We start from the raw sequence: 12268 nt of genomic DNA, 5'->3' as shown, positions 1-12268 counted from the left end.
TAAGAGGCGGGTAGTCTAGTGCCGGGGCGCTCTCCCTGCAACCTTTACCCCTCTGGATGAATATCAAACCATGAATTTTCTTGCACATTTGCATCTCGCTCACCTTGCCGATAGCTCGCTTTCCGGCAATCTGCTGGCGGATTTTGTTCGCGGCAATCCCACATCCAGTTTTCCGCCTGACGTGGTGGAAGGCATATTCATGCATCGTCGAATTGACGTGATGACCGATAACCTGCCGGAAGTGCGTGAAGCCAGAGAATGGTTTCGTCGCGAAACGCGTCGCGTTGCGCCGATTACGCTGGACGTTATGTGGGATCACTTCCTTTCGCGCCATTGGTCAGAAATCTCACCCGATTTCCCGCTGGCGGATTTTGTACGCTATGCCCATACACAGGTCGCCACTATCTTGCCTGAATCACCACCGCGCTTCGTCAATCTGAACAACTATATATGGTCGGAGAAATGGCTGGAACGTTATCGCGATATGGCTTTTATCCAGAATGTCCTTAACGGAATGGCCAGCCGTCGCCCACGTCTTGATGCCCTGCGCGATTCATGGCTCGACCTGGATACGCATTACGACGCCTTAGAAGCACGGTTCTGGCAGTTTTATCCGCGCATGATGGCGCAAGCCAGCCGTAAAACGCTTTGACGGTCAGATAAGACTCAGCCCGCCTCTGGCAAAAGATTGATAGCCAAAACCTGTCTCATTGATTGCCAGCGCCTCTTTGTCTTATTCCAAAACACTCTCTATACTGGCCCGCGTTGCGTTCCAAAAAAAACCCTTAACTTTGCAGGAGAATTATATGGTACTGGTAACTCGTCAGGCTCCGGATTTCACAGCAGCTGCGGTACTGGGTAGCGGTGAGATTGTTGAAAACTTCAACTTCAAACAGCATACCAACGGTAAAACCACCGTTCTGTTCTTCTGGCCGATGGACTTCACCTTCGTATGCCCGTCTGAACTGATCGCGTTCGACAAACGTTACGAAGAATTCCAGAAACGTGGTGTTGAAGTCGTTGGTGTTTCTTTTGACTCAGAATTTGTCCACAACGCATGGCGTAACACCCCTGTCGATAAAGGCGGCATCGGTGCAGTGAAATACGCAATGGTTGCTGACATCAAGCGCGAAATCCAGAAAGCCTACGGCATTGAGCATCCGGAAGCGGGCGTTGCTCTGCGTGGTTCTTTCCTGATCGACGCTAACGGCGTTGTACGCCACCAGGTTGTTAACGATCTGCCGCTGGGTCGTAACATCGACGAAATGCTGCGTATGGTTGACGCGCTGCAGTTCCACGAAGAGCACGGTGACGTTTGCCCGGCACAGTGGGAAAAAGGTAAAGAAGGTATGAACGCGTCTCCGGACGGTGTTGCAAAATACCTGACCGAAAACGTTTCCAGCCTGTAATCGGCTTGAATTGAGAAAAGGCTCGCAAATGCGGGCCTTTTTTATGGCGTTATCTCATCCTCTTTAGACGCCAGGTCAACAGCGCGAACAAGCCTCTTTGTCAGGAATTATCGAGTGCTCTTCGAGAACGAAAACAGTGCCGCATTCAATTAGAGTAGATTCTTATTTCCGTATTATTCCCCTTCGCCATACCACTGCTTTCCGTATATAGCAACCGTCAGATTTCTTCTCCATCTCATTGAGAGTTGGATGCTCCCCCCTGAATTTTGCAATCCATATCAAATTTCTTTAAAAAAGCCCCCTGAGATTTGTGAGCTACAACTCAATTACATGCGGTGAATTTTCTGCAATTCTAAATACTCTTCTCTTATATTTTTTTCACTTTGCAAACAAAAAACATAACTTATTGATTAACATGCATTTATTTTCAATTATTTTTATCCAGTAACATCGCTAAAATTTCGACTAGTGTGATCTGTTTCAAAGTTGAAAAATTCAAATGTGATCTGACACATGATTTTCGTCAATATCTTTATCCATAATTTAATTCATAAATATATCGGCGTTAAGGAAAGGATTATGGAAATTATTTTTGACCCAACGCTAATTGCACTAAAACAGAACATATCAACAGCCGAAGATGCGATCAGAGTTGCGGGTTCACTATTGGTGAATAAGAATATTTGCAGCGCTGAATACGTAGAAGAAATGATGGAAGTCTACCAGAATTTTGGCCCCGCAATTGTCATCGATTATGGTCTGGCAATGCCTCATGCTCGCCCTGAGAAAGGTGCTTTGCGTACCGGGTTTGCCTTAATTACAACCCAACAACCCATTAGTTTTGGTCATGATGAATTTGACCCGGTGAGCGTCATCATTGCGATTGCCGGTGCAGATGCTGATAGCCATATAAAAATGATTCAGGTTATTGCCAGTCTAATTGAGTCAGACATTGTTAATTTCCTTCAACAAAATAACGATGCAAACTCAGTATTGCATTTTATCCAAAAACAAATGGAGTAGTCATTATGTTAGTTATCAGAACAGTATGTGGTAACGGTATTGGCAGTTCATTAATGGCTGCAAATAATGTGAAGAAAATATGTGAAGAATTAGGAATAAAAGCAGACGTTGCCTCTGTGGATTTTGCGAATGCAGTCGGGGAAAAAGCCCATCTTTATATCACGATAAAAGAATTAGCAACTCAGTTTCCGGCACACTGCAATGTCGCCATTATTCGTAGTTATGTTCATAAAGCAAAAATCGCAGAAGATATTAGCGAAGCACTACAAAAACTTGCTGTTACTCATTCATAATAATTATTGAGGGAACGAACATGCAGGCTATACTCACTTTCTTATCAGAAATATTTAGTCAACCCGCATTTCTGATGGGGATTATCGCATTTGTCGGCTTAGTGGCGCTGCGCTCCCCAGGTAATAAATTGCTGACTGGCACATTAAAACCGATATTAGGTTACTTAATGTTAAGTGCTGGTGCTGGTGTAATTGTTGCCAACCTTAATCCTCTTGGTGGTATTATCGAAGCGGGTTTTAATATCCGAGGTGTGATCCCCAATAATGAAGCAATTGTTTCAGTAGCGCAGAAATTGCTTGGCGTAGAGACAATGAGCATCCTGTTATTGGGTTTCATTTTTAATTTGTTGATCGCCCGCTTCACAAAATATAAGTACATTTTCCTGACCGGACACCACTCCTTCTTCCTTGCCTGCTTATTTTCTGCGGTACTCCAGGCGGCGGAATTCCGGGGATGGATGCTTGTCGTCATCGGCGGATTTTTGCTGGGTTCGTGGTCCGCTATCTCTCCCGCCATTGGCCAACGCTATACCAAACAGGTCACCGAAGATGGCGGAATTGCCATGGGGCACTTTGGATCGCTGGGCTATTATATCTCCGCATGGATCGCCAGCAAAACAGGTAATCCAGCTAATTCATTTGCGGATACCGAGATTTCAGAAAAATGGGGTTTTCTCCGCGACACCACAGTAACAACCGGTATTGTGATGTTTGTTATCTATTTTATTTGCAGCGCCGTCGCGGGCAATGAATACCTGAGTACAATCACTGACCAAAACATGCTGATTTTCTCTATTCTCACCGGCCTGCAATTTGCAGTGGGTGTTGCCATTGTTTACAACGGTGTACGCCTCATTCTGGGCGATCTGGTACCCGCCTTTCAGGGAATCAGCCAAAAGTTAATACCCAACTCAATTCCTGCCGTTGATTGTGCTGTATTTTTTACCTTTAGTCCTACCGCTGTCGTGGTCGGTTTCATCAGTTCGTTTATTGGCGGTCTGGTCGGCATGTTATTTTTGGGTGCATTCGGCATGGCGCTGATTATTCCAGGCATGGTGCCCCACTTTTTCTGCGGCGGTACATCCGGTGTGTTTGCTGACAAACTGGGTGGGAAGCGTGGCTGCGTTATCGCCTCGTTTATTGGTGGGATCTTCCTTGCGTTTCTGCCTGCGATGCTGCTACCGGCACTGGGCAACCTGGGCTTCGAAAACAGTACTTTTGCCGATTTCGACTTTGCCGTTTGGGGCATCATCATCGGCAATGCGTTTACACATTTTGGTCAAATTACTGTGTATATGATTTGTGCGGTGCTGCTTATCGCGCTGCTGGTGCCTTTCTGCTTCCGTTCTGTTCGTGTGGTGGGAGATACGCTCAGCTATGAGGATCTCATCGCAGGGAAAAAAAATGAATAGGGTTTCATTTTTCCAGACGGGAAGGAAACTTCCCGCTACTGGCGACATTATCAGGAGTTGTTATGGCTATATTGTCCGTAGGGTTTTCATGTTTTGATCAGTTCTTTTTTCTCAATGAATGGCCCCAGGAGAACACGAAGAACTTTAGTCATGATTTCATTGAAAGCGGCGGCGGTCCTGCCGCCAACGCGGCATGGTTGTTAGGCTTATGGGGCGAAGACATTTACTACATCGGGCACTTAAATAAGGACATTTACGGACAACGTATTATTGATGAATTTACCCAAGCGGGTGTCAATACCGATCACATCGTCTTTTCAGATGAAATGATCACCCCGTTAGCCTCAGTACTGGTTAATCGGTTAACAGGGTCACGCACTATCATTACCCGTAAAATGCAAACGCTGCCGTCTCTGACCTATGACCAAAAATTAAAGCTCGATGATTTAGCTGAAAGAATTATTTCCACAGAAGAGCCGGTCACGCTATTAATCGATGGACATGAACCAGAAATAAGCGAGTATCTGTTAAAGAAATTACCTAACGCGCGCGTGGTAATGGATGGTGGGTCATTACGTGATAGCAATATTAAGCTGGCTGCATGGACTGATTTTTTCGTAGTCAGTGAACATTTCGCCCGCGACTATATGGGGTTAGCTTCGCTCAGCACTGAAACGGAACTAAAAACCACCCTTATTGAATTAAATAAAATATGTCGTGGTGAAGCCTTTATTACACTAGGTGAAAAGGGATGTGCATTCTTAAAAAATGGGTTACTGCAAATTGTCCCAGCCTGGGTATGTAATGCAGTAGATACAACCGGCGCGGGTGATGTTTTTCATGGAGCATTTACCTACGGAGTCCATTACTCATGGCATATAGATAATATTATTTTATTTGCCAGTTTGACCGCGGCTATTTCTATTGAGAAAAAAGGGGTCAGGGAATCAATGCCCGATCTGGCCGTAGTACATAATTCATTAAATCACTATGAGAGGAATTTAAAGCAATATTTTGGCGATTAATTCTACGTTATTAAATATTCAGAGGTGATTATGTTAGTTTCTATGAAGGACATGCTTCAGCATGCCCTACGGGATGGTTATGCCGTAGGACAATTCAATATTAATAATCTGGAATGGGTCGGAGCTGTATTAAGTACCGCACAACGACTTCGCTCTCCTGTTATTTTAGGCGTTTCCGGCGGCACGGTTAAGCATATGCTGGGATTGAAATGCATCCATGACGTTGTGGTTAATGCAATGGATTACCTGCAGACAGATATTCCGGTCGCTCTGCATCTTGATCACGGCACAACCCAGGAAGCTTGTGAGGCTGCCATTGAGGCAGGTTTTAGCTCCATTATGTTTGATGGGTCTCACCTTCCGTTCAGTGAAAACCTTGCGATCACCCGCAATCTCGTCGATATCGCTCACTGCAAAGGTATTTCAGTCGAAGCCGAGCTGGGAACAATTGCCGGCAGTGAAGACGGCATTGTGAACTCAAACGTTATCTATGCAGACCCTCAAGAGTGCGCCACGCTGGTGAAAGAAACCCAGGTGGACTGCCTGGCCGCAGCCCTGGGTTCGACGCATGGGTTATATAAAGGCAAGGCTAAACTGGGGTTCACCGAAATGAAAGCTATCGCTGAGTTGGTCAACGTTCCTCTGGTCTTGCACGGTGGAACCGGAATTACCGACGAGGATATGCGTAGGGCTATTTCATGCGGTACAGCAAAAATTAACGTCAATACAGAAAATATGTATGCCTGGTGCCAGGCGGTGAAAGCAATATTTGCCGCAGATACGGGTCACGATGTGAATGATCCCCGGAAAGTGATTAACCAGGGGTTGGTGCCTGTACAGGAAATGATTGCCCAGCGAATTCATATTTTTGGTTCACAGAACAGAGTGTAGATGTCTGTCCGGTGTAGCAACCACGAAAAATACGTTTTCCGAGCGAATCCCCCCGGAGACATTATCCCGGGGGGAATACGGTCATAACACTAGAACGCAAAACACGAACACCCCAACGCACCCCAGAATGCCCGATCATCCGAAACCGGAATCCCGGATTTACGTGCAAGGTCATGCTGATGGCCGTGGACGCCGCAGCTACCGCAACATTGGTGCATCTGTACCATCGCCCCCACTTTCGCGGCGACAGGCGGAGCTGAACGATAATGTCCAGGAACCTTCACTACCGGCGACCAGTCAGGCACCACAGGGATCGCGGGCGGTGCCAGCGGCGTGAAATGCCCGGCGGCATAGACCACTTTGCCATCAACAATGGTCATTACCGACTCGATACCTTTGATCTCTTCCTCTGGCACACTGAAATAGTCTTTTGACAGCACCACCAGATCGGCAAGTTGATCCTTTTCAATGCGACCTTTCTTGCCCTGTTCGCTGGAGAACCAGGCGCTGCCCGCCGTCCACAGTTCCAGTGCCACATCGCGCGCGAGGCGGTTGTTATCATCGTACATCGCCATCCCGCCGACGGTACGTCCTGAGACCAGCCAGTAGAGCGCTGTCCACGGGTTGTAACTGGCCACTCGGGTCGCGTCAGTCCCCAGTCCAACCGGAACGTCCGCCGCCAGCATTTTCGCCACCGGTGGGGTATGTTTCACGGCATCTTTGCCATAGCGATCGATAAAATATTCGCCCTGGAATGCCATGCGGTGCTGAACCGCAATCCCGCCCCCCAGCGCTTTTACGCGCTCGATATTGCGTTCGGTGATCGTTTCGGCGTGATCGAAGAACCAGTGCAGACCATTGAACGGGATATCACGATTCACCTTCTCGAATACGTCCAGCATGCGACTGATGGATTCATCGTAGGTGGCGTGCAGACGAAACGGCCAGCGGTGCTCAACCAGGTGGCGCACCACGCGCTCCAGTTCATCTTCCATACCTTCCGGCAGATCCGGGCGTGGCTGGAGGAAGTCTTCGAAATCCGCCGCCGAAAAGACCAGCATTTCCCCGGCGCCATTGGCGCGATAGAAATCGGTCCCCTGCTCTGGTTTGAGCATATCGGTCCAGCGCTCAAAATCCTCCAGCTCCTGCTTCGGACGCTGGGTAAAGAGGTTATAGGCAATGCGGACCGTCATCTGGTTGTTGCTGTGTAGCTGCTCGATGATCTCGTAATCTTCCGGGTAGTTCTGGAAGCCGCCGCCCGCATCAATGGCGCTGGTCAACCCCAGCCGGTTCAGTTCGCGCATAAACTGACGGGTGGAGTTAACCTGCATTTCCAGCGGCAGTTTTGGCCCTTTCGCCAGCGTCGAATAGAGGATCATGGCGTTGGGTTTGGCGATCAGCATTCCCGTCGGATTACCGTTGCTGTCACGCACGATCTCGCCACCTGCGGGGTCAGGGGTGGCTTTGGTATAGCCCACCGCTTTCAGCGCGGCACGGTTGAGCAGCGCACGATCGTAGAGATGCAGCACAAATACGGGGGTATCCGGCGCCGCTTCATTCAGCTCCTCCAGCGTCGGCATACGCCGCTCAGCGAACTGAAATTCACTCCAGCCGCCCACCACGCGAACCCATTGCGGTGAGGGAGTCCGATCCGCCTGATCTTTAAGCATACGCAGCGCATCTGCCAGCGAGGGAACCCCTTCCCAGCGTAATTCCAGGTTGTAATTCAGGCCGCCGCGGATGAGGTGCAAATGCGAGTCGTTTAAACCAGGGATCACAGTATGACCTTTGAGATCAACAATCTGTGTTCCATCAGCGGCAAAACTCATGACCCGGTCGTGAGAACCGGTCGTCAGAATTTTGCCGTCCTTGATCGCCACGGCTTCCACCTGTGGACTTTGCCTGTCAAGAGTATGAATTTTTCCGTGAGTCAGAATCAATGTGGCAGTTTGAGACATAACAATCTCCTGATAAACCGGTCAGGCCTTTTTCAGCCATCCGGCAAACAGACGGGTTACGATGGGCATCCAGAGCCAGACCACCAGCGCAACCACACAAGCATCATTGAGCAGATGCAGGAGCAACGAGCCCTTCATCGAGGGCAGCACGATGCCGGTCAGCCACGGCACCAGGTTGGTACTGGGAAAAATCACCAGCAGAGTTATCAGGAACTGCTTCCAACGTTTAGGCTGGCGAACATGAGGAGCAGGCGGAGTAAACCAAAACGCCGCTTCCGTATGGATCTCCGTTTTGTCCCCTTCCGCCAGAAGTGGCGCGATCTCTTCGACCAGTTCACGACGCGTATCGGATTGGCTCCAGTTATAGAGATGCTCCAGGGTGTCGAAGCGGATGATGATATTCCACAGATTTTGACCATCCGTTGGGCGAATGACGTTCGCGCCAAGGTGACCAGGAAACTGAGCAGCGATAGGCATGATTTTCCCCAGCCACTGCTCATACCGCTGCGCCTGCTCAGGCTGCAGGGTGTGAGTAATCACCAACGTCACATGTTTGTTCTGCGCCATGAAGAGTTCCTTGCTGATGGATAATGGCGGGATTGCCCCGCCACCGGAATTAAATCTTACGTTCTGGCGCGCCATGCACCATCGTATAGGCATAATCCACACCCATACCGTAAGCGCCGCTGTGCTCACGCACCAGATCCATCACCGCGTCGTAGGTCTCTTTGCGTGACCAGTCGCGTTGGTATTCCAGCAGGACTTGCTGCCAGGTAACAGGAACCGCACCAGCCTGAACCATACGGTCGATTGAACGTTCATGCGCGTCCACAGACGTACCGCCGGAGGTGTCGGTCACCACATACACTTCATAGCCCGCCTCCAGCGCCATCAGTGCCGGAAACGTCAGGCAAACTTCGGTCCACAGTGCAGAGATAATCAGCTTTTTACGCCCGGTCGCTGCAACAGCTTTCACAAAAGCCGCATCTTCCCAGGAGTTCATTGAGGTACGTTCAATGGGTTTGACATCAGGATGAACAGCTAACAATTCCGGCCAGATATAACCGCTAAAACTTTTCGTTTCAACCGAGGTATAAATCACTGGAACATTAAATATTTTTCCGGCTTTGGCTAAGGCAACCGTATTATTTTTCAGTGTCTGACGATCAATATTCGCCACACCAAATGACATTTGCGGCTGATGGTCAATAAAAATAAGCGTTGAGTTTTGTGGGTCAATCAGTTCCCGAATAGACATAGCACACCTTCTTAATCAATAAGTTAAAAGGCAACGGTCTGTAACTGCCGTCAGCAGCAGGATCCTGAATCAGAAAGCTTGTTGAGTATAGCGGGAAATTTCTAACGAGTTATTAAAGAAAACTTACCATCCCGTGAAACTATTAATTCTGTGTTGCGATATATCCTATACAACATCAAAAAAATGCGCATGACTCATCTAATTTCTTCACTGGCATTGTTTTCATTCATTCGGTACAACAGAGAGGTTTAATTTTCAGGATATTTTCTGCTTATGCGCATCAATCTGGATGTTTTGCTCATTCTCGACGCACTCGACAAACAGGGGTCATTTGCCGCGGCAGCCGAATCGCTGTTTAAAACCCCTGCGGCACTGAGTTATATGATTCAGAAGCTGGAAAGCGACCTGAATATCGTATTGCTTGATCGTTCCGGGCATCGGGCAAAGTTTACCGATACCGGCCTGATGATGCTGGAAAAAGGGCGTTTGCTGCTCAGTGCGGCAAAAGATCTCGAAAAACAGGCGTTACAACTGAGCGCTGGCTGGGAAAAAGAGCTGGCAATTGCACTGGATGCCTCCTTTCCCTTTACCACTCTGTTGCCCAGTATCGACGCTTTTAACGCACTCAATAAGCAAACCCGCCTTAATTTCACTCACCACACGCTGGCCGGCTCGTGGGAAGAACTGACTCACAACGGGGCGGATATTATTCTGGGCGCCATTAATGAGCCCCCCACCTCCGCTGCCTGGTCCTACAAAATGCTCGGCACGCTGGATAACGTGTTTGTCGTTGCGCCTCACCACCCTCTGGCAACGGCATCGGAGGGGTTAACAAACGAACAGCTATGTCTGCACCGGGCCATCGTGATCAGTGACAGCGCCCGTTATTGTCAGCCGTTACAGTCCAACCTGATGGACGAACAGGCGCAAATTCGCGTCGATGATTTCCACAGCAAGGTGATGTTACTGCGGGAAGGTATGGGATGCGGGTTTCTTCCCCGACACATTGCCCACCCGTGGCTTGCCACGGGCGAGCTGGTAGAAAAAACGGTTATCTCTTTTCGCCAAAAAGATGTCGCCTATATCGCCTGGCGTAACAGCAGCGAAGGACTGGCGCAGCGCTGGTGGCGGGAAACCTTGCTGGCAAGCCCGGAGATTGCGCGTTTGTATCAGTGACTGCTCCAGATTGAGGCTGAAATCGCGGGCAGCGTCAGAATATCGTCGGCAATCAGTCCCTTACCTTCTTTGTGCTGCCAGTGGCTGACCGCGAGCAAGGGCGATGACGGCAGCACGACTTCGCAGGCCTCTCCCCGGTTAATCGCTACCAGTACACGTTGCTGATTGAGCACCCTCACGAAGACAACGACATGGTCTTCTGCATAAATCACCTGACAACCCCCATGGCGCAGCGCCTGGCTCTGATGACGTAATGAAGCCAGTCGCTGATACAACGCCAGCAGCTGAGCATCCTGCTGTTCTTTCTGCCACGGGAACGGCTTGCGGCAAAAGGGATCGTTATTCCCGTCCAGACCGACTTCATCACCGTAGTAGATACAGGGAACTCCCGGCCAGGTAAACAGCCAGACCACAGCCAGCGGCAGTCGGGCAATATCTTTACCGAGCAGCGATTTAAAACGTGCCGTATCGTGGCTGTCGAGTTGATTAAACATCCGCACTTGCTGCTGATGTGACAAACCTGCACGATAGTTTTCCATCCATGCCATACAGGTCTGGGCATCAATAGACTGCGGATCGTAAGAGATGTCGGTATTGGCGAGGAATCCCCAAACAGGGAAGGTAAAACCGCGATAGTTCATGGCGGCGTCTTCCGCATCGGCCTGCAGCCACTGGCGCGCATCGCCAAAGTGTTCACCAACAATATAGGCTTCCGGCTGAGTCTCTTTCGCCGCTCGCGCGATCCCGGCTACATGCTGAAGGTTATTGCGTGCACCACCGCCTTCACCCAGCATATGCACAACATCGAGCCGCCAGCCGTCCATGCTCCACGGCGCTTTTAGCCAGTGGCGTACAACACTGTCCTCACCGCGATAAATTTCATTCACCAGACTTTCAGAGGAAAAATCCAGTTTGGGTAAACTGGAATACCCCAGCCAGTCCAGCGCCACGCCTTCCGCTGAGAAATGGTACCAGTCTCGCCAGGGAGAACCCGGATTATGACACGCACCGTCCGCGCCCTGATTATGCCTGTCAAACCAGGCATGCGAATCGCCGCTGTGGTTAAAAACGCCATCCAGGATCAGCCGCACTCCCTGCTTTTGCGTGTTATCGCGTAAACGCAGCAGCGCCCTGTCACCGCCAAAGTGTGGGTCAACATGGCGATAATCTTCGGTATCGTACTTGTGTACGCTCGGGGCGCTAAATACCGGATTCAGGTAGAGCGCGGTCACGCCCAATGCCTTCAGGTACGGCAGTTTCTCGCTGATACCGTCCAGGTCGCCACCATAGAATGTGGAGCCACCGGCCTGTGCTGTTAGCGGGTCATCCCACTCTCTTCGCACAATCTCCTGCCCGGCCGCATGATGGAAATAAACATTATCCTGACCCGTTTCTCGCGACTGGCTACGCGCAAAACGATCCGGGAAAATCTGGTAGAAAATCTGATCGGCCACCCATTGTGGGCCATTATCGGGCACATCCACGGCGAACTGTTCCAGCCGCGCGGGCGGAAAACGACTGAACCCCTGTGGGGTAAACCACAGCTGGCGATCAAGCCAGAGCAATTTAAAGCTATAGCGCCGACGCGGCTGTCCGCTGGAGAGATCTATCGCAGCCCGCCATGCGGTAATACCCAGTTGCGGCTGATTGCGCTGCTTATGCATGACCAGCGAAATCTCTTCGTTATCATTTTCTGCGCGTAGCGTGACGCGCTGGGGTGGGTTTTCCCCTGCCAGCCACAACGTAATGGTCAGTTGATCTTTATTTTGCTTAACAAATGGGGCAACCGAAAGGTGCCAGGCGTTCAACATCACGTATCCCCT

General features: G+C 49.9%; 12 protein-coding genes. 8 read left to right on the top strand and 4 right to left on the bottom strand.

Annotated features, from left to right (window positions below; translation table 11 throughout):
• Positions 1–70: 70 nt before the first annotated feature.
• The 7 genes from acpH to fba all read left to right on the top strand — a co-directional run bounded on the left by acpH (position 71) and on the right by fba (position 6053).
• A complete protein-coding gene (gene acpH / locus N7268_RS10830; protein ID WP_260862905.1) occupies positions 71–652 on the top strand; it encodes an ACP phosphodiesterase in 582 nt (193 codons plus the stop codon).
• Between the two features lie 154 nt (positions 653–806).
• Positions 807–1409 (top strand): peroxiredoxin, encoded by a 603-nt coding sequence (locus tag N7268_RS10825; protein WP_003021524.1) that lies wholly within the window; start codon positions 807–809, stop codon positions 1407–1409.
• A gap of 579 nt (positions 1410–1988) precedes the next feature.
• Positions 1989–2432, top strand: coding sequence for a PTS sugar transporter subunit IIA (locus N7268_RS10820; protein WP_260862904.1), 444 nt, complete (start codon positions 1989–1991; stop codon positions 2430–2432).
• 5 nt (positions 2433–2437) lie between these two features.
• Positions 2438–2725: a PTS sugar transporter subunit IIB gene (locus N7268_RS10815; RefSeq protein ID WP_135322885.1), complete on the top strand. Its 288-nt coding sequence runs from the start codon at positions 2438–2440 to the stop codon at positions 2723–2725.
• 20 nt (positions 2726–2745) lie between these two features.
• A complete protein-coding gene (locus N7268_RS10810; RefSeq protein WP_260862902.1) occupies positions 2746–4137 on the top strand; it encodes a PTS ascorbate transporter subunit IIC in 1392 nt (463 codons plus the stop codon).
• Positions 4138–4199: 62 nt separating this feature from the next.
• Positions 4200–5162, top strand: coding sequence for a carbohydrate kinase family protein (locus N7268_RS10805; RefSeq protein WP_260862901.1), 963 nt, complete (start codon positions 4200–4202; stop codon positions 5160–5162).
• 30 nt (positions 5163–5192) lie between these two features.
• Complete coding sequence (gene fba / locus N7268_RS10800; RefSeq protein ID WP_260862900.1) at positions 5193–6053, top strand: class II fructose-1,6-bisphosphate aldolase; 861 nt, start codon at positions 5193–5195, stop codon at positions 6051–6053.
• 89 nt (positions 6054–6142) lie between these two features.
• Here the strand turns inward: fba and N7268_RS10795 are convergent, their stop codons facing one another.
• Genes N7268_RS10795 through N7268_RS10785 form a run of 3 tightly spaced genes read right to left on the bottom strand, consistent with a single transcriptional unit; the run spans position 6143 to position 9269 of the window.
• Positions 6143–8011: an amidohydrolase gene (locus tag N7268_RS10795; RefSeq protein WP_260862899.1), complete on the bottom strand. Its 1869-nt coding sequence runs from the start codon at positions 8009–8011 to the stop codon at positions 6143–6145.
• A 21-nt stretch (positions 8012–8032) separates the two neighbouring features.
• Entirely contained in the window at positions 8033–8578 is a 546-nt protein-coding gene (locus N7268_RS10790) for an antibiotic biosynthesis monooxygenase (protein ID WP_198905135.1), read from the bottom strand.
• A gap of 49 nt (positions 8579–8627) precedes the next feature.
• Positions 8628–9269 (bottom strand): hydrolase, encoded by a 642-nt coding sequence (locus N7268_RS10785; RefSeq protein WP_198905136.1) that lies wholly within the window; start codon positions 9267–9269, stop codon positions 8628–8630.
• A 273-nt stretch (positions 9270–9542) separates the two neighbouring features.
• On the opposite strand from N7268_RS10785, the gene N7268_RS10780 reads away from it, so the two are divergent.
• Positions 9543–10445 carry a LysR family transcriptional regulator gene (locus N7268_RS10780; RefSeq protein WP_260862898.1) on the top strand — a complete coding sequence of 301 codons (903 nt, stop codon included), beginning with the start codon at positions 9543–9545 and terminating at the stop codon, positions 10443–10445.
• Here the strand turns inward: N7268_RS10780 and malZ are convergent.
• Complete coding sequence (malZ, locus tag N7268_RS10775; protein WP_260862897.1) at positions 10439–12256, bottom strand: maltodextrin glucosidase; 1818 nt, start codon at positions 12254–12256, stop codon at positions 10439–10441. The genes N7268_RS10780 and malZ overlap by 7 nt on opposite strands.
• Positions 12257–12268: the final 12 nt, after the last annotated feature.

The sequence above is a fragment of the Citrobacter sp. Marseille-Q6884 genome (genome assembly GCF_945906775.1).
GTDB lineage: Bacteria > Pseudomonadota > Gammaproteobacteria > Enterobacterales > Enterobacteriaceae > Citrobacter.
Note: the sequence above shows the minus strand (reverse complement) of the source record. Positions and strands in the feature narration are given on the sequence as shown.

Bases quoted from the DNA above. Each gene is read 5' to 3' on its own strand.
- N7268_RS10795 (WP_260862899.1), bottom strand. From the start codon at position 8,011: ATGTCTCAAACTGCCACATTGATTCTGACTCACGGAAAAATTCATACT.
- N7268_RS10785 (WP_198905136.1), bottom strand. From the start codon at position 9,269: ATGTCTATTCGGGAACTGATTGACCCACAAAACTCAACGCTTATTTTT.
- N7268_RS10790 (WP_198905135.1), bottom strand. From the start codon at position 8,578: ATGGCGCAGAACAAACATGTGACGTTGGTGATTACTCACACCCTGCAG.
- N7268_RS10780 (WP_260862898.1), top strand. From the start codon at position 9,543: ATGCGCATCAATCTGGATGTTTTGCTCATTCTCGACGCACTCGACAAA.
- N7268_RS10810 (WP_260862902.1), top strand. From the start codon at position 2,746: ATGCAGGCTATACTCACTTTCTTATCAGAAATATTTAGTCAACCCGCA.
- fba (WP_260862900.1), top strand. From the start codon at position 5,193: ATGTTAGTTTCTATGAAGGACATGCTTCAGCATGCCCTACGGGATGGT.
- acpH (WP_260862905.1), top strand. From the start codon at position 71: ATGAATTTTCTTGCACATTTGCATCTCGCTCACCTTGCCGATAGCTCG.
- N7268_RS10820 (WP_260862904.1), top strand. From the start codon at position 1,989: ATGGAAATTATTTTTGACCCAACGCTAATTGCACTAAAACAGAACATA.
- N7268_RS10805 (WP_260862901.1), top strand. From the start codon at position 4,200: ATGGCTATATTGTCCGTAGGGTTTTCATGTTTTGATCAGTTCTTTTTT.
- malZ (WP_260862897.1), bottom strand. From the start codon at position 12,256: ATGTTGAACGCCTGGCACCTTTCGGTTGCCCCATTTGTTAAGCAAAAT.
- N7268_RS10815 (WP_135322885.1), top strand. From the start codon at position 2,438: ATGTTAGTTATCAGAACAGTATGTGGTAACGGTATTGGCAGTTCATTA.
- N7268_RS10825 (WP_003021524.1), top strand. From the start codon at position 807: ATGGTACTGGTAACTCGTCAGGCTCCGGATTTCACAGCAGCTGCGGTA.